18 protein-coding genes and 1 tRNA gene are annotated in these 15,170 nt (G+C 70.7%); 11 read left to right on the plus strand and 8 right to left on the minus strand.

Translation table 11 applies throughout. From position 1 onward, the window contains the following. Positions 1 to 77 precede the first annotated feature (77 nt). Positions 78 to 165 (plus strand) — tRNA-Leu (locus ACIPJI_RS30360). 77 nt (positions 166 to 242) lie between these two features. Here ACIPJI_RS30360 and ACIPJI_RS30365 read toward each other — a convergent pair. Further along, positions 243 to 635, minus strand: coding sequence for a hypothetical protein (locus ACIPJI_RS30365; RefSeq protein WP_356622854.1), 393 nt, complete (start codon positions 633 to 635; stop codon positions 243 to 245). Positions 636 to 896: 261 nt separating this feature from the next. Between ACIPJI_RS30365 and ACIPJI_RS30370 the strand changes: the two genes are divergently transcribed. The 3 genes from ACIPJI_RS30370 (at position 897) to ACIPJI_RS30380 (ending at position 2,792) form a co-directional block, all read left to right on the plus strand. Beyond that, positions 897 to 1,430: a TetR/AcrR family transcriptional regulator gene (locus tag ACIPJI_RS30370; RefSeq protein ID WP_402249960.1), complete on the plus strand. Its 534-nt coding sequence runs from the start codon at positions 897 to 899 to the stop codon at positions 1,428 to 1,430. Further along, on the plus strand, positions 1,430 to 1,756 hold the full coding sequence (locus tag ACIPJI_RS30375; RefSeq protein WP_402249962.1) for a DMT family transporter: 327 nt from the start codon (positions 1,430 to 1,432) through the stop codon (positions 1,754 to 1,756). Before ACIPJI_RS30370 ends, ACIPJI_RS30375 begins: the two co-directional genes overlap by 1 nt. A gap of 91 nt (positions 1,757 to 1,847) precedes the next feature. Further along, on the plus strand, positions 1,848 to 2,792 hold the full coding sequence (locus ACIPJI_RS30380) for an RluA family pseudouridine synthase (RefSeq protein ID WP_356622859.1): 945 nt from the start codon (positions 1,848 to 1,850) through the stop codon (positions 2,790 to 2,792). Here ACIPJI_RS30380 and ACIPJI_RS30385 read toward each other — a convergent pair. The 4 genes from ACIPJI_RS30385 to ACIPJI_RS30400 form a co-directional block, all read right to left on the minus strand. Continuing rightward, positions 2,765 to 3,394 carry an MBL fold metallo-hydrolase gene (locus ACIPJI_RS30385; protein WP_356622861.1) on the minus strand — a complete coding sequence of 210 codons (630 nt, stop codon included), beginning with the start codon at positions 3,392 to 3,394 and terminating at the stop codon, positions 2,765 to 2,767. The genes ACIPJI_RS30380 and ACIPJI_RS30385 overlap by 28 nt on opposite strands. Continuing rightward, complete coding sequence (locus ACIPJI_RS30390) at positions 3,394 to 4,479, minus strand: S-(hydroxymethyl)mycothiol dehydrogenase (protein WP_402249964.1); 1,086 nt, start codon at positions 4,477 to 4,479, stop codon at positions 3,394 to 3,396. The genes ACIPJI_RS30385 and ACIPJI_RS30390 overlap by 1 nt, the downstream gene beginning before the upstream one ends. 131 nt (positions 4,480 to 4,610) lie before the next feature. After that, positions 4,611 to 6,068 (minus strand): amino acid permease, encoded by a 1,458-nt coding sequence (locus ACIPJI_RS30395; RefSeq protein ID WP_307705548.1) that lies wholly within the window; start codon positions 6,066 to 6,068, stop codon positions 4,611 to 4,613. 222 nt (positions 6,069 to 6,290) lie between these two features. Continuing rightward, the gene (locus ACIPJI_RS30400) at positions 6,291 to 6,992 is read right to left on the minus strand and encodes a FadR/GntR family transcriptional regulator (RefSeq protein ID WP_402249966.1); all 702 of its coding nucleotides are present in this window, start codon (positions 6,990 to 6,992) and stop codon (positions 6,291 to 6,293) included. 153 nt (positions 6,993 to 7,145) lie between these two features. Between ACIPJI_RS30400 and ACIPJI_RS30405 the strand changes: the two genes are divergently transcribed. Beyond that, entirely contained in the window at positions 7,146 to 7,655 is a 510-nt protein-coding gene (locus tag ACIPJI_RS30405) for a gluconokinase (protein WP_402249968.1), read from the plus strand. A 9-nt stretch (positions 7,656 to 7,664) separates the two neighbouring features. Then, on the plus strand, positions 7,665 to 9,062 hold the full coding sequence (locus tag ACIPJI_RS30410) for a gluconate:H+ symporter (RefSeq protein WP_402249970.1): 1,398 nt from the start codon (positions 7,665 to 7,667) through the stop codon (positions 9,060 to 9,062). On the opposite strand, the gene ACIPJI_RS30415 is transcribed toward ACIPJI_RS30410, so the two are convergent. The 3 genes from ACIPJI_RS30415 to ACIPJI_RS30425 form a co-directional block, all read right to left on the minus strand. Then, a complete protein-coding gene (locus ACIPJI_RS30415; protein ID WP_402249972.1) occupies positions 9,048 to 9,737 on the minus strand; it encodes a cytochrome b/b6 domain-containing protein in 690 nt (229 codons plus the stop codon). The two genes, ACIPJI_RS30410 and ACIPJI_RS30415, sit on opposite strands and share 15 nt — an antisense overlap. After that, entirely contained in the window at positions 9,679 to 10,344 is a 666-nt protein-coding gene (locus ACIPJI_RS30420; protein WP_402250114.1) for a molybdopterin-dependent oxidoreductase, read from the minus strand. The genes ACIPJI_RS30415 and ACIPJI_RS30420 overlap by 59 nt, the downstream gene beginning before the upstream one ends. Positions 10,345 to 10,541: 197 nt before the next feature. Further along, positions 10,542 to 12,197: an FAD-binding dehydrogenase gene (locus ACIPJI_RS30425; RefSeq protein WP_307705553.1), complete on the minus strand. Its 1,656-nt coding sequence runs from the start codon at positions 12,195 to 12,197 to the stop codon at positions 10,542 to 10,544. Between the two features lie 110 nt (positions 12,198 to 12,307). On the opposite strand from ACIPJI_RS30425, the gene ACIPJI_RS30430 reads away from it, so the two are divergent. The 5 genes from ACIPJI_RS30430 (at position 12,308) to ACIPJI_RS30450 (ending at position 15,043) form a co-directional block, all read left to right on the plus strand. After that, positions 12,308 to 12,835 carry an NUDIX hydrolase gene (locus tag ACIPJI_RS30430; protein ID WP_402249974.1) on the plus strand — a complete coding sequence of 176 codons (528 nt, stop codon included), beginning with the start codon at positions 12,308 to 12,310 and terminating at the stop codon, positions 12,833 to 12,835. 92 nt (positions 12,836 to 12,927) lie between these two features. Then, the gene (locus tag ACIPJI_RS30435) at positions 12,928 to 13,317 is read left to right on the plus strand and encodes a YidH family protein (RefSeq protein WP_159693530.1); all 390 of its coding nucleotides are present in this window, start codon (positions 12,928 to 12,930) and stop codon (positions 13,315 to 13,317) included. Further along, complete coding sequence (locus ACIPJI_RS30440) at positions 13,314 to 13,613, plus strand: DUF202 domain-containing protein (protein ID WP_356622871.1); 300 nt, start codon at positions 13,314 to 13,316, stop codon at positions 13,611 to 13,613. Before ACIPJI_RS30435 ends, ACIPJI_RS30440 begins: the two co-directional genes overlap by 4 nt. A 130-nt stretch (positions 13,614 to 13,743) precedes the next feature. Next, positions 13,744 to 14,040: a hypothetical protein gene (locus tag ACIPJI_RS30445; protein WP_356622872.1), complete on the plus strand. Its 297-nt coding sequence runs from the start codon at positions 13,744 to 13,746 to the stop codon at positions 14,038 to 14,040. Positions 14,041 to 14,128: 88 nt separating this feature from the next. After that, complete coding sequence (locus ACIPJI_RS30450) at positions 14,129 to 15,043, plus strand: MBL fold metallo-hydrolase (protein ID WP_402249977.1); 915 nt, start codon at positions 14,129 to 14,131, stop codon at positions 15,041 to 15,043. The last annotated feature ends 127 nt before the right edge of the window (positions 15,044 to 15,170 follow it).

The following is a 15,170-nucleotide window of genomic DNA, read 5'->3' on the forward strand; positions in this document are numbered from 1 at the left end:
GGTGTGATCGAGGGGGTCCGAATGTTTGCTATGGTTTTCCACGTCGGAACGGCCCAGGGCCGCGAGACAGACACCTTGTCCGGGTGGCGGAATGGCAGACGCGCTAGCTTGAGGTGCTAGTGCCCTTTATCGGGCGTGGGGGTTCAAGTCCCCCCTCGGACACCATCAAGATCCCCACGGAGTTCCGTGGGGATCTTTTTGCTGCCCCCGCTTCCGGGTGACCGCGGCCGGTCCCCGGGCGGTCAGAGCGGACGGGCCGGCGCCCACAGCAGCAGGAGGTTGCAGGCGCCCCGCGCGCAGGCCGAGGCGAGCGCCGAGCCGGTGACGGCGCGGCAGATGCCCATCGGGAGGCGCCGTCGTCCATCAGTCGCACGGCCGCCGTCGGCGGCGACCCGGATGTCGCCGGCCTGCGCGAGACGGCCCGTGCACCGCCGGCCGAGACAGGCCCCGAGAGCACGCCGGAGGTGCACGTCACGCGGCGAGCTCGCGCTCTTCCACAACACGCGAAGGAGGCGGAGGCCGATAGAGGGCTCCTCGAGGGGCGAGCCGGACCACCCGGCGCTACGGGCGTGGTCGGCGGCCGTCTCGGTGAGCGCGGCGTCGTCGGGGGCGTCGGCCGCCTTCCCGGGCGACATCCGACCTGCGGCCACCTCGCGGTCGACGAACGCGCGGCGTACTGCCGGGGTGGCGGCGGCCGAGTCCGCCCTCCGCGCGCCTGGGTGCCGAACTGCTCCGCCGCGTCCCAACACGGCGTGCGGGCCGAGACGAACGCTCCGCCAGCATGCAGTGACCGTCCAGACGGTCGGTCGATGGATCAGACGGATCAGGTACGAGAGGGGCGGGACCGTGCGCGATCGACTCCTCGACGCCGTGGAGCGGCTGCTGGTGAAGGCGGCGTGGACGCGGTCAGGCTCGACGCCGTCGCCGCGGAGGCGGGCGTGAGCAAGGGGGGCCTGCTGCACCACTTCCCGAGCAAGCGCGCCCTGGTCGAGGGCATGGTCCAGCGGCTGGTGGACCGGATCGAGGCGCTGCTTCCCGGTCCGGACGCCCCGCCCGGCGCCTACACCATGGCCTGGCTCGACTCCTCGATCCCCGAGGTGGCACCGGAGCCGGGCACCACCGGCCGCGACGAGCTCCCGATGGCGCTGCTCGCCGCGACGGGCGGCCCTGAAGTGCTCGATGTCCTCCAACGCCACTACCGGGCCTGGCAGGAACGGCTGGACGCGGACGGGCTGCCGCCGGGGGTGAGCACGCTGGTACGCATGGCCGTCGACGGCTGGTGGACGGCGCGTCTGCTCCATCTCGCCCCGCCGCACGGCGCGGCGCATGTGGAGCTGCGCCGGCTCGTCGCCGATCTCATCGCCACGGGTCGCGCCCGCACCGGTCCGAAGACTTCCGATCCGGCCGACGCCGTGGGGGCGTCACGCTGATGGGGGCCCTGCTGGTCGCGGGAGCGATCATCTCCGAAGTGATCGCGACGCTCTCGCTGCGCGCCTCGCACGGTCTGACCCGCCTCGGCCCCACCGTCCTGGTGGTCATCGGCTACGACGCCGCCTTCGTCATGCTGGCGCAGGCGCTCAAGACGCTCAACGTCGGCCCGGTGTACGCGATCTGGTCGGGCGTGGGCACGGTGGGCGCGTTCCTCGGCGGCGTCGTCCTCTTCGACGAACCGGTCAGACCGGCGACGCTCATCGGCATCGCGCTCGTCATCATCGGCGTCGTCGTGATGTACGTCGGCGGCGGGATGGAGCACTGATGCGCCAGGACCGGGTGGACAGGGACCGGGTGGGCCCGGACGCGGCAGGCGCCGCCGTGACAGCGGCCCCGACCGGTCTACAGTCTCGTCGGTGAGACGCAGAAACAGACCGCACCTGCCCGCACCGCTCGCCCAGCGCGACGGCATCGATCCCGTGCGGCTGCGACTGCCCGAGGACCCGGACGGGGCCTGGCCGACCGTGCGGGACCATCTCTTGGCGCGGTACGGGGCGGCCATCGGCGCGGAGCGGGTCGACGCGATGGTGCGCGAAGGGCGTTTCGTCGGCGCGGAAGGGCCCGTCACCGCCGACGAGGCCTACACGGCGGGACGGGATCTGTGGTTCCACCGCGACTTCCCCGAAGAGGAGCGTGTGCCGTTCGAGATCGGCGTCGTGCACCGCGACGAGCACATCGTGATCGTCGACAAGCCGCACTTCCTGGCCACGATGCCGCGCGGCAGCCATGTGCGGGAGACGGCGCTGGCCCGGTTGCGCCGGGACCTGGAGCTGCCGGCGCTGCAGCCGGCGCACCGGCTGGACCGCCTCACGGCCGGACTGGTCCTCTTCGTCGTACGGCCGGGCGACCGGGGCGCGTATCAGACGATGTTCCGGGACCGGCGGGTGCGCAAGGAGTACGAGGCCGTGGCGCCCTACGACCCGGCCGTGGCACTGCCGCGCACCGTACGCAGCCGGATCGTCAAGGAACGCGGGGTGCTCGCGGCCACGGAGGAGCCGGGAGAGCCGAACAGCGAGAGCCGGATCGAGCTGCTCGAGGTGCGCGGCGGGCTCGGCCGGTACCGGCTGCTGCCGGCCACCGGCCGTACCCATCAGCTACGCGTCCATATGAACGCCCTGGGGCTGCCGATCCTGCACGACCCCCTGTATCCGGTGGTGCTCCCCGACGGCCCGGACGACTACGCCCGCCCGCTTCAACTTCTTGCGTGCGGGCTGGAGTTCACCGATCCGGTGACCGGTGAACCGCGGAGCTTCCGCAGCCGGCTGGAGCTCGCTCAGTGGCCCCGGTCGATCCACTCCTGAAGGTGCGGCGCCTCCGCGCCGATGGTCGTCGTGTCGCCGTGGCCGGTACGGACGACCGTCTCCGGCGGCAGGGTGAGCAGCCGGTCCCGGATCGAGTCGACGATCGTCGGGAAGTGGGAGAACGACCGGCCGGTGGCGCCCGGTCCGCCCTGGAAGAGCGTGTCGCCGGTGAAGACGGTGGTGAGCTCGGGGGCGTGGAGGCAGACGGCGCCGGGGGCATGGCCGGGGGTGTGCAGCACGGTCAGGCCGGTGCCCGCGACGCTGATCACCGCTCCCTCGACCAGCTCGCCGTCGGGAGCGCGCTCCGGGTGGGTCTGCTTCCACAGCGGCAGGTCGTCGGGGTGCAGCAGGACCGGTGCGCCGGTGGCGGCGGCGAGCGCCGGGGCCGCGTCGATGTGGTCGTTGTGCGCATGGGTGCAGACGATGGCGCGCAGCGTACGGCCGCCGAGCGCGGCCAGGATCGCGTCGGCGTCGTGGGCGGCGTCGACGACGATCGCCTCATGGTCGTCGCCGACGATCCAGACGTTGTTGTCGACGTCCCAGGTGCCGCCGTCGAGCGAGAAGGTGCCGGAGGTGACCAGGTGATCGATACGGGCCGCCATCAGAACTGCACCACCGATCGCAGTACGTCACCCTCGTGCATCCGGGCGAACGCCTTCTCGACGTCGCCGAGTCCGATGGTCTCGGTGACGAACGCGCCGAGGTCGACGCGCCCCTGCTGGTGCAGGTCGATCAGCATCGGGAAGTCGCGGGAGGGCAGACAGTCGCCGTACCAGGACGACTTGAGCGCCCCGCCTCTGCCGAAGACGTCCAGCAGCGGCAGTTCGATCTTCATCTCGGGGGTGGGGACGCCGACGAGGACGACGGTGCCGGCCAGGTCACGGGCGTAGAAGGCCTGTTCGTACGTCTCCGGCCGGCCGACGGCCTCGATGACGACGTCGGCGCCGAAGCCTCCGGTGAGTTCGCGGATCGCCTCGACGGGGTCGGTGGTGGCCGAGTTGACGGTGTGGGTGGCGCCCATCTTCTTCGCCGTCCGAAGCTTGCGGTCGTCGATGTCGACGGCGATGATCCGGGCGGCCCCGGCCAGCCGTGCGCCGACGACTGCCGCGTCGCCCACGCCGCCGCAGCCGATGACGGCCACCGAGTCGCCGCGGCCCACCTGGCCGGTGTTGATGGCGGCGCCGATGCCGGCCATCACACCGCAGCCGAGCAGTCCGGCCACCGCCGGGGACGCCGCCGGGTCGACCTTGGTGCACTGCCCGGCGGCGACCAGGGTCTTCTCGGCGAAGGCTCCGATGCCGAGCGCGGGTGAGAGCTCGGTGCCGTCGGTGAGGGTCATCTTCTGCCGGGCGTTGTGCGTGTCGAAGCAGTACCAGGGGCGTCCGCGCAGGCACGCGCGGCAGCGGCCGCACACGGCACGCCAGTTGAGGATCACGAAGTCGCCCGGCTCGACGTCGGTGACGCCCTCGCCGACCGACTCGACGACGCCGGCGGCCTCGTGGCCGAGCAGGAACGGGAAGTCGTCGTTGATCCCGCCCTGCTTGTAGTGCAGATCGGTGTGGCAGACCCCGCATGCCTGCACCTTCACCACGGCCTCGCCCGGCCCCGGGTCCGGGACGATGATCGTCTCGACCCGTACCGGCTCGTTCTTCCCGGGTGCGATCACACCTTGCACCTGCTGCGGCATCGCAGAACCTGCCCTTCCTCGCGCAGTGGACGTCGCCACCCACTATGGACTGTTCGAGGGGCGCCGGGCACAACGAAGGCCCCCGCGGGACGTGCCCGCGGGGGCCTTCGACGGGGGCCTTCGAAGGAAGGTCAGAGCTCCTTGCTCGCGGCGGCCACCGCGCGCACCCGCTTGCGGACCAGGAACCAGCCGCCGACCAGCGCGGCCGCGATCAGCGGCAGGCAGTTGACGGTGGTGCGGGAGATGCCCTCGTCCATCCACATCAGGACGACGACGGAGCCCAGGAAGAGCAGGGTCACGATCTGCGTGTACGGGGCCCAGGGCAGCTGGTAGGCGGGCCTGGTGACCCGGCCGTCCTGGGAGCGGTGCCAGAACAGCAGCGAGCAGACCATGATCATCGCCCAGGTGCCGATGATGCCGATCGAGGCGAAGTTGAGCACCAGCTCGAAGGCGTCGCCCGGCATGACGTAGTTGAGCAGTACGCCGAGGACACCGAAGGCGGCGGTGAGCAGAATGCCGCCGTAGGGCACGCCGCCCTTGTTCATGACGCTGGTGAACCGGGGCGCGGAACCGGACATCGACATGGAGCGCAGGATGCGGCCGGTCGAGTAGAGGCCCGAGTTCAGGCTGGACAGGGCGGCGGTCAGGACGACCAGGTTCATCACACCCGCAGCGCCGGGGATCCCGAGCTTGTCGAAGACGGTGACGAAGGGGCTCTCGTTGCCGGAGTACGCGGTGTACGGGAGCAGCAGCGCCAGCAGGACGACGGAGCCGACGTAGAACAGGCCCACACGCCACATGATCGAGTTGATCGCGCGCGGCATGATCTTCTCGGGGTTCTCGGTCTCACCGGCGGCGACACCGCACAGCTCGACGGAGGCGTAGGCGAAGACGACGCCCTGGATGAGCAGCAGCATCGGCATGAAGCCGCTCGGGAAGATGCCGCCGTTGTCACTGATGGTGGAGAAGCCCGGGGTGTGGCCGCCGATGTCGTGGGAGGTCACGACCAGGAAGATGCCGATGAGCATGAACACGACGAGCGCGGCGACCTTGATGATCGCGAACCAGAACTCCATCTCACCGAAGTACTTCACCGAGATGAGGTTGGCCGTGAGGACCACGGCGAGCGCGATCAGGGCCAGCACCCACTGCGGGACGTCGCTGAACATCGCCCAGAAGTGGGCGTAGGTCGCGGCCGCGGTGATGTCGGCGATGGCGGTCGTCGACCAGTTCAGGAAGTACAGCCAGCCTGCCGTGTAGGCGCCCTTCTCGCCCATGAACTCTCGGGCGTAGGAGACGAAGGCGCCGGAGGAGGGCCGGTAGAGCACGAGCTCACCGAGCGCGCGCACGACGAAGAAGGCGAAGACGCCGCAGACGGCGTAGGCGATGAACAGGGAGGGCCCTGCGCCGGCCATGCGGCCACCGGCGCCGAGGAAGAGCCCCGTACCGATGGCGCCGCCGATGGCGATCATGTTGATGTGCCGCGACTTGAGGTCCTTGCGGTACCCGACGTCTCCGGCATCCACGTGGGGGGAACCCGTCGCGCCGGCGACGGGCGTATCGGCCGCAGCCATGGTGCGGTCACTCATTGAGGTTGTTCGCCTTCGTGAGGGGGTGTGCGGTACCCGGCCTGCGCCGGCGCCTTCCCAGGGGTGAAGGAAGGGGACGCCCTGGCCCGGTTTCGGGCATGAATGGCCCAAGGGCTCATCGTCAGGGCAACCCTGGGATTTTGGCAGTGGCGAACCTCACTTAGACAGGCATCTGAGGTATTTCAGAGGTTTCGACAAGGTAAAGCCAGGGTGTCAGGGAATTCAGGGAGCGAGTACGTCGAGCTCCTGGAGGGCTCCGACGGCGATCTCACGGGTCAGGCGCTCGGCTCTTTCCGCGTCGCCTTCGCGAACGGCCTCCGCCACCTGGACATGCAGCGTCACCGCCGCCGGGTCGGGATCGTCGAACATCACATGGTGGTGGGTACGGCCTGCGAGGACCTCGGCGACGACGTCCCCGAGGCGCGCGAACATCTCGTTGCCGGAGGCGTTGAGCACGACCCGGTGGAAGGCGATGTCGTGTTTCAGATACCCCTCGAGTTGCTGGCCGCGGGAGGTGGCGACCATGCCGAGGGCCTCCTCGGTCAGCGCCGCGCACTGCTCGGGGGTCGCGTGGACGGCGGCGAGACCGGCCGCGACCGGTTCCACCGCGGAGCGCAGCACGGTCAGTGAACGCAGCTGTCGCGGGCGGTCGGCGCCGGCGAGCCGCCAGCGGATGACGCGGGGGTCGTAGACGTTCCACTCCTCGGTGGGACGCACGGTGACGCCGACGCGGCGGCGGGACTCCACAAGGTGCATGGACTCGAGGACGCGGACCACTTCCCGGACGACCGTGCGTGACACGTCGAAGCGCTGGGCGACCTCATCGGTGCGCAGCACACTGCCCTGCGGATACTCGCCCGCCGTGATGGCGAGACCGAGGGTGTCGAGCACATGCGTGTGGAGCCCTCGGCCTTCTGTGGTCATGGGCAAAGCCTACGGGGCGTGGATCACACGGACTCCCACCGGAACAAAAAGTATGACGTTTATGTCTCAGCCCCTTGAATACGTCGTACCTAATAGGTTTCAGTAGCGCGACGGACCGACGTCGAGCGGTCGACGAGGACAGCGAGGCACGTAATGAGCACCCCCCACGTCGTCGTGGTGATGGGCGTAGCAGGAACCGGCAAGACCACGATCGGCCCCCTGCTCGCCGCCGCCCTGGGCGTCCCGTACGCCGAGGGCGACGACTTCCATCCCCCGGCGAACATCGCCAAGATGACGGCCGGCGTCCCGCTGGACGACGCGGACCGCCGCCCGTGGCTGGACGCCATCGGCGAGTGGGCCCACGGCAGGACCGGGCTCGGCGGAGTGGTCTCCAGCTCCGCTCTCAAGCGTGAGTACCGCGACCGGCTGCGGGCGGCAGCGCCCGACGCCGTCTTCCTCCACCTCACCGGCAGCCGCGAGCTCATCGAGCAGCGGATGGCCGAGCGCAAGGGGCACTTCATGCCCACCGCGCTGCTGGACTCCCAGTTCGCCACCCTCCAGCCGCTGGAGGAGGACGAGGCGGGCGTCGCCGTCGATGTGTCCGGCACCCCCGAAGAAATCACCGAACGGGCCGTCGCCGCGCTGCGCGGGCTCGAAGACTAAGGAATCACCGTGACCAGTCTCAGCGTCGAGATGCTGGCAGCGGACGCCGTCGAACCGATCACCTCGGCGGGCAACGCACAGCTGGGCATCGCCGTCCTCGCGGGCATCGCTGTCATCGTTCTGCTCATCACCAAGTTCAAGCTGCACGCCTTCCTGGCGCTGACCATCGGGTCGCTCGCGCTCGGCGCGTTCGCCGGGGCGCCGCTCGACAAGGCGATCACGTCGTTCACGGCGGGCCTGGGCTCGACCGTCGCGGGCGTCGGTGTGCTGATCGCCCTCGGTGCGATCCTCGGCAAGCTGCTCGCCGACTCCGGTGGCGCGGACCAGATCGTCGACACGATCCTCGCCAAGGCGAGCGGCCGGGCCATGCCCTGGGCGATGGTGCTGATCGCCTCGATCATCGGACTTCCGCTGTTCTTCGAAGTCGGCATCGTCCTGCTGATCCCGGTCGTGCTCATGGTCGCCAAGCGCGGCAACTACTCGCTGATGCGGATCGGCATCCCGGCGCTCGCCGGTCTGTCCGTGATGCACGGCCTCATCCCGCCGCACCCCGGCCCGCTGGTCGCGATCGACGCCATCGGCGCCAACCTCGGCGTCACCCTGGCCCTCGGACTGGTCGTCGCGATACCGACCGTCATCATCGCCGGTCCGGTGTTCTCCAAGTACGCCGCGCGCTGGGTGGACATCCCCGCGCCGGAGAAGATGATCCCGCAGCGCGCCTCCGACGACCTGGAGAAGCGTCCGAGCTTCGGCGCCACCGTCGCCACGGTGCTGCTCCCCGTCGTCCTGATGATGGCCAAGGCCCTCGTCGACATCGTGGTGGACGACCCCGAGAACGGGGTCCAGCGCGTCACCGACGTCATCGGCTCCCCGCTGATCGCCCTGCTCGCCGCAGTGATCGTCGGTCTGTTCACGCTGGGACGGGCGGCCGGGTTCACCAAGGACCGCCTCTCCTCGACCGTCGAGAAGTCGCTCGCCCCGATCGCCGGTGTGCTGCTCATCGTCGGCGCCGGCGGCGGCTTCAAGCAGACGCTGATCGACATCGGTGTCGGCCAGATGATCCTGGACTTCTCCGAGAACTGGGCCATCCCGACCCTGCTGCTCGCCTGGCTGATCGCCGTCGCGATCCGGCTCGCGACCGGCTCCGCGACCGTGGCCACCATCTCCGCGGCCGGCCTGGTGGCGCCTCTCGCGGCCGACATGTCGACCTCGCACGCGGCACTGCTCGTCCTCGCGATCGGCGCGGGCTCGCTCTTCTTCAGCCACGTCAACGACGCCGGCTTCTGGCTGGTGAAGGAGTACTTCGGTATGACCGTCGGCCAGACGATCAAGACCTGGTCGGTGATGGAGACGATCATCTCGGTCGTCGGCATCGTGTTCGTGCTGCTCTTGTCACTCGTCCTCTAGCCACCTCGGGTGGTGCTCGCGGGCCCACTGGCGCTCGACCGACCCGGTACGCATGCCCCGGCGTGCCTCCGGGTCGGCGAGCGCCATCGCGATGTGCCCGGCGACCGCGATCCCCACGGCGAGGGAGAGCCAGTCGTGCACGAACGTGGCGCTCGTCCGCCACACCAGCGGCGCGAGGCCGGTGAACCACATCAGCAGCCCGGTGCCGAGCATGACCAGCACGGCTCCGGCCGTCCAGGCCGCGTAGATCTTCTGCCCGGCGTTGAACTTGCCCGCCGGGCGCGCCGACGGGCCGTGCTCGCGACGGCGCACGGCACTCAGCCACGCCCGGTCGTACGGCGCGAAGCGGTTCAGCCGGCGCAGATCCGCGCGGAACGCGCGGGAGACCAGCGCCAGGACGAACGGCACGGGCAGCAGCAGCCCGGCCCACTGGTGGACCGTCACCACGAGGTACCGGCGGCCGACGAGTTCGGCCAGCTGCGGCACGTAGAGCACGGCAGCGGTCACGATGCACAGCAGCATCAGCGCGGCGGTGGTGCGGTGCAGCAGGCGCTCGGCGCGGGTGAAGCGCCGTCTGCGGGCGGTGCGTTCCATCGGCTCACCCGGTGCGGCGGGTTCAGACGGTGGGGGTGTCGGTGCGGCCGTTGGACCGGCCGACCCAGGCGTCGACGTCATAGCCCCGCTCCTCCCAGTAACCGGGCCGGACGGAGGACGTGACCGTGATCCCGGACAGCCACTTCGCCGACTTGTAGAAGTACATCGGCGCCACGTACAGCCGGACCGGGCCGCCGTGCGAATGGCTGAGCGGCTCGTCCTGCATCCGCAGCGCGACGAGGACGTCGTCCCGCCGGGCCTGTGTGAGCGTCAGGCTCTCGCTGTAGGTCCCGTCGAAGCAGGTGAACCGGATCGCCCGCGCCTCCGGACGTACGCCGGCGGCGTCCAGCAGCTGCGAGAGCTTCACGCCCTCGAATGGCGTGTCGGGCACGCGCCACCCGGTGACGCACTGCACGTCCCGCACGATCCGCGTCTGCGGCATGGCCCGGAGGTCGGCCAGGGTGTACGTGGCCGGCTTCCGGACGAGGCCGTCGACGGTGAGGCGGTAGGTCTCCGCGGTCTTGCGGGGCACGGAGGACGCAACCGAGTAGTAGCGGAATCCGCCGCCGTTCGGCAGCAGCCCGGTCAGGCCCGTCGGGTCCTTGTCGGCCGCGGCGCCGAGGAAGCTCTCCAGCCCACGCTGCAGATAGGGCGCGGCGGCGACACCGGCGGCGCCGAGACCGAGCATGCCGAGAACGACACGGCGGCCGACGGGCGCGCCGGGCCCGTCGGGTTCGGGGCCGTCGGGGCCGGTTGCGCCGGCCGCGTCGGAGTGTTGGGACGTCACCCTTCGATTCGAGCACCTGGCCGGGCCGGATGCCAGGGGTGACGGGGGGCCGTCAGACTTCCGTCACACATGGGGGTGGAGAGCGGCCGCGTCCCGTCCTACGACACCGCTCTCGCCGCCGCACGGCCCGCCGCGCGGCCCGAGAAGAGACAGCCGCCGAGGAACGTGCCCTCCAGGGAGCGGTAGCCGTGGACGCCGCCGCCGCCGAAGCCCGCCGCCTCGCCCGCGGCGTACAGGCCCGGCAGCGGGGTGCCGGACCCGTCCAGGACCCGCGAGGACAGGTCCGTCTCCAGGCCGCCGAGCGACTTGCGGGTCAAGATGTTGAGCCGCACGGCGATCAGCGGACCTGCCTTGGGGTCCAGCAGACGGTGTGGCGCGGCGGTGCGGATCAGCTTGTCGCCGAGGTACTTGCGGGCGCCGCGGATCGCCGTGACCTGGAGGTCCTTGGTGAACGGGTTGGCGACCTCCCGGTCCCGCGCCGTGATCTCGCGCCGCAGTTCCGCCTCGTCGATCAGTCCGTCCCCGGTGAGCTCGTTCATGCCGCGCACCAGCGCGCCCAGGTCCTTCTCCACGACGAAGTCGACGCCCTTGTCCATGAACGCCTTCACCGGCGCGGGCACGTCGGCCCTGGCGCGTACGAAGACGTCGCGGACGGACTTGCCCGTCAGGTCCGGGTTCTGCTCGGAACCCGACAGGGCGAACTCCTTGCCGATGATCTTCTGGTCGAGCACGAACCAGGTGTGGTCGTGGCCGGTCCGCATGATGTGTTCGAGCGTGCCGAGGGTGTCGAAGCCGGGGAACAGCGGCACCGGCAGCCGTCTGCCGCGCGCGTCCAGCCAGAGGGAGGACGGGCCCGGCAGGATGCGGATGCCGTGCTTGGCCCAGATCGGGTTCCAGTTCTCGATGCCCTCGGTGTAGTGCCACATCCGGTCGCGGTTGATGTGGCTGGCGCCGGCGCGCTCGGCGATGCCGAGCATCAGTCCGTCGACGTGCGCGGGGACGCCGGAGAGCATCTTCTTCGGCGGCGTGCCGAGCCGCTTCGGCCACTGTGCGCGGACGAGTTCGTGGTTGCCGCCGATACCGCCCGATGTGACGATCACCGCCTGGGCCTTGAGCTCGAAGGCGCCGGTGACCTCGCGGCTGCTCGCCGCGCCGCGCTCCGCGTCGGACGGCTCGAGGATCTCACCGGTGACGGTGTCCAGGCTGCCCGCGCTGCTGCCGAGACCCGTGACCCGGTGCCGGAACCTCAGCTGCACCAGCCCCCTGGCGACTCCTTCGCGGACCCGCCGCTCGAAGGGTGCCACCAGGCCGGGGCCGGTGCCCCAGGTGATGTGGAAGCGGGGTACGGAGTTGCCGTGGCCGTTCGCGTCGTAGCCGCCGCGTTCCGCCCAGCCGACGACGGGGAAGAACCGCACGCCCTGCCGGTGCAGCCAGGCCCGCTTCTCCCCCGCGGCGAAGTCGACGTACGCCTCCGCCCACTTGCGCGGCCAGCGGTCCTCCTCGCGGTCGAAGCCCGCGGTGCCGAGCCAGTCCTGCATGGCGAGGGCGTGGCTGTCCTTGATGCGCATACGGCGCTGCTCGGGCGAGTCGACGAAGAAGAGGCCGCCGAAGGACCAGTGCGCCTGCCCCCCGATGGACCGCTCGGGCTCCTGGTCGACAAGGATGACCTTCCGTCCGGCGTCGACGAGTTCGGCCGTGGCCACGAGGCCCGCGAGTCCTGCCCCGATCACGATCACATCAGCGTCGTACGCCATGGTTTTCCATTCTCCGTCGGGCCGGTGGCACCCGATCTTCCTTACGGGCGGGTAACTCGTCAATGGCCGACCGGTCAACGGCGGCGTACGGCGGTGTTTTCATGGGTGCCATGACTTCCGTGCAGCCCGCAGAAGAGATCCTCGACATCGTCGACGAGCACGACCGCGTGATCGGGCAGGCCCCGCGCGGCGAGGCGTACGCGCGCGGACTTCGGCACCGGTGCGCGTTCATCCTCGTCAGGGATGCCGCGGGACGCGTCTTCGTGCACCGGCGCACGGCCACGAAGTTGGTCTTCCCCTCGATGTACGACATGTTCGTCGGCGGTGTGGTCGGCGCCGGGGAGAGCTACGACGACGCGGCGCTGCGCGAGGCGGAGGAGGAACTCGGCGTTCGCGGACTCCCCCGCCCCGTACCGCTGTTCAAGTTCCTCTACGAAGGGGACGGCGCCCCCGGCCCCTCCTGGTGGTCGTACGTCTACGAGGTCCGCTGCGACCTGCCGGTGGAGCCGCAACCGGAGGAGATCGACTGGTACGCCTTCCTGACGGACGCCGAGCTGGAGGCGGGGCTCGAGGCGTGGGTGTGGGTGCCCGACGGGCTGGCCGCGTACGAGCGGCTCAAGGCGCACCGAACGGGCTGAGCCTTCCGGTCGCGGCAGCCGGGCCGGCAGGTGCCCCGGTGTGCCGGGAGCTGGGCCGCAGGCGCCGAGAGTGCGCGGGTAGGGTGCGCTGCGTGAGCGATTTCCTGCAGAGCCTGCGGCTGTGGTTCGCGCCGGCACGGATCCGGGACGAGGGCGACACGCCCGACTACCGGTTCTCGCTCGCCAATGAGCGGACGTTCCTGGCCTGGATCCGCACCGCGCTCGCGCTCATCGGCGGCGGCTTCGCCGTCGACCAGTTCCTGCCGGACCTGCGCTGGGGTGTACGGGCCGGTCTGGCGCTCGCGCTGATCGGCGTCGGGGCGGTGTGCGCGGTACGCGCGGTGAACCACTGGGTCCGGTGCGAGCGGGCGATGCGCCGAGGCGACGATCTGCCGGTGTCCCGGTTCCCGGCGCTGCTGGCCGTGGTCGTCGCGGTCGTCTCCCTCACCATGGTGGCGGTGGTGGCCTGGGGCGACCTGTGACGGCACCCCCCGCACGCGATCCGGGGCTTCAGCCCGAGCGCACCCGGCTGGCGTGGCGCCGGACGACGCTGACCTGCACGGTGGTGGCGGTCCTCGCCGCCAAGCAGGCGGCGCAGGACGTGGCGCTCGCGGCGGGGCTGAGCGTCGTCGCCTGGCTGGGTTTCCTTCTGGTCGCGCACCGGCGCGTCCGCGCGATGGACGCGGCCAGACCGGCGGCGATGTCGGTACGTGGGGCGATCGCGGCGGTCGGATGCGTGCTGGCACTGGCCGCGTTCGCCGTGGCGATCGTGGTGTGACCGTGAGTGACGCCCCATGCCGGACATCTGTTCCCTCGTGGCGTGGCGGGCGACGGGCGGCCGGCGCCGGAGCCGCCGACTAGCCTGGAATACGGACAGAACGGCACGAAAGCACCCAGAGGTGAGCGCCATGACCGTTGCACACCAGGAGCACACCGCACACGAGCACACTCACGGCCCGTCCTGCGGCCACGCCGAGATCCCCCACGGCGACCACATGGACTACTCGCACGACGGGCATCTCCACCGGCAGCACGCGGGGCACTGGGACGAGTGCGAGCCGGGAGAACACGTGTCGCACAGCGGTCACGCGCACGAGCACAGCAGCGGGTGCGGCCACCCCGCCGTGGTCCACGGCGACCATGTCGACTACCTCCACGACGGGCACCGGCACGCGGAGCACGACGGACACTGGGACGACCACTGATCCACCCTTTCCGCGGTGCCGCACACCCGGGTCGACCGGCAGGCTCTGAGGGCCGATTCACCGTCGACCCGTCTCCGGGGGAGCCATCGTGCCTGCCACAGATCCCTACACCGTCCGGCTCACGCCGGAAGTGCACGCCTACGTCCAGCCCGACGGCGGCTGGTGCCTGAACAACGCGGGCTTCGTCAGCGACGGGGAGACGACGCTCCTCGTCGACACCACGGCCACCGAGCGGCGGGCCCGGGCGCTGCGCGAGGCACTGCTGGCGACCGGCGCACCCCTCCCCCGTACCGTCGTCAACACCCACCACCACGGCGACCACACCTACGGCAACGGGGTCTTCCTGCCGGAGGCCGTGGTCGTCGGGCACGAATCGTGCCGGAGCGAGGTCCTCGCGGCGGGCCGCCAGCTCCACCTGATCTGGCCGCAGACCGACTTCGGGGACATCCGGATCACCGCGCCGACGCTCACGTACAGCGACCGACTGACGGTCCATGTAGGGGACGTCGAGGTGCGGCTCCTCCATCCCGGCACGGTCGCCCACACAGCGGGGGACACGATCGTGCACCTGCCGCGGCAGGGAATCGTCTTCACCGGTGACCTGATCTTCCAGGGCGGTACACCGTTCGTCCCGATGGGGTCGCTGAGCGGCTCGCTGCGGGCGCTCGGCGTGCTGCGCTCCCTCGGCGCGGAGACCGTGGTGCCGGGCCACGGACCGATCACCGACCCGTCGGCGTACGACGCGACGGAGCGTTATCTGCGCTTCGTCGCCGAACTGGCAGAGGCCGGCCACGCCAAGGGGCTGAGCCCGCTGGAGACGGCACGCGGGGCGGATCTCGGGGTGTTCGCCGGATTGAGGGAGAGCGAACGGCTGGTGGCCAACCTGCACCGGGCGTACGCGGAGCTGGACGGACTCCCCGAGGGCTCGCCGCTCGACCCCACCGTGGTGTTCGCCGACATGGCGGCGATGAACGGCGGGGTACCGGTGGCCTGCCACGCCTGATCCCTTGGCGCGTTCCGCCCCCTCGGCCGGTCACCCCCGAGGGGGCCGTCGCGTGCCGTGCGAGTGTGATCCTGGCATCGCTTTCCACCGGGCCACTGGACGACATACCGACTGGTCGGTCATCATG

This window comes from Streptomyces sp. NPDC086835, assembly GCF_044745705.1.
GTDB lineage: Bacteria > Actinomycetota > Actinomycetes > Streptomycetales > Streptomycetaceae > Streptomyces.

Excerpts from the sequence above, each read along its gene's own strand:
- ACIPJI_RS30415 (WP_402249972.1), bottom strand. The coding sequence starts at position 9,737 with ATGACGTCGACGCCTGGGTCGGCCGGTCCAACGGCCGCACCGACACCC.
- ACIPJI_RS30400 (WP_402249966.1), bottom strand. The coding sequence starts at position 6,992 with ATGACCACAGAAGGCCGAGGGCTCCACACGCATGTGCTCGACACCCTC.
- ACIPJI_RS30445 (WP_356622872.1), top strand. The coding sequence starts at position 13,744 with ATGACCGTTGCACACCAGGAGCACACCGCACACGAGCACACTCACGGC.
- ACIPJI_RS30375 (WP_402249962.1), top strand. The coding sequence starts at position 1,430 with ATGGGGGCCCTGCTGGTCGCGGGAGCGATCATCTCCGAAGTGATCGCG.
- ACIPJI_RS30395 (WP_307705548.1), bottom strand. The coding sequence starts at position 6,068 with ATGAGTGACCGCACCATGGCTGCGGCCGATACGCCCGTCGCCGGCGCG.
- ACIPJI_RS30430 (WP_402249974.1), top strand. The coding sequence starts at position 12,308 with ATGACTTCCGTGCAGCCCGCAGAAGAGATCCTCGACATCGTCGACGAG.
- ACIPJI_RS30425 (WP_307705553.1), bottom strand. The coding sequence starts at position 12,197 with ATGGCGTACGACGCTGATGTGATCGTGATCGGGGCAGGACTCGCGGGC.
- ACIPJI_RS30365 (WP_356622854.1), bottom strand. The coding sequence starts at position 635 with ATGTCGCCCGGGAAGGCGGCCGACGCCCCCGACGACGCCGCGCTCACC.
- ACIPJI_RS30405 (WP_402249968.1), top strand. The coding sequence starts at position 7,146 with ATGAGCACCCCCCACGTCGTCGTGGTGATGGGCGTAGCAGGAACCGGC.
- ACIPJI_RS30385 (WP_356622861.1), bottom strand. The coding sequence starts at position 3,394 with ATGGCGGCCCGTATCGATCACCTGGTCACCTCCGGCACCTTCTCGCTC.
- ACIPJI_RS30420 (WP_402250114.1), bottom strand. The coding sequence starts at position 10,344 with ATGCTCGGTCTCGGCGCCGCCGGTGTCGCCGCCGCGCCCTATCTGCAG.
- ACIPJI_RS30390 (WP_402249964.1), bottom strand. The coding sequence starts at position 4,479 with ATGCCGCAGCAGGTGCAAGGTGTGATCGCACCCGGGAAGAACGAGCCG.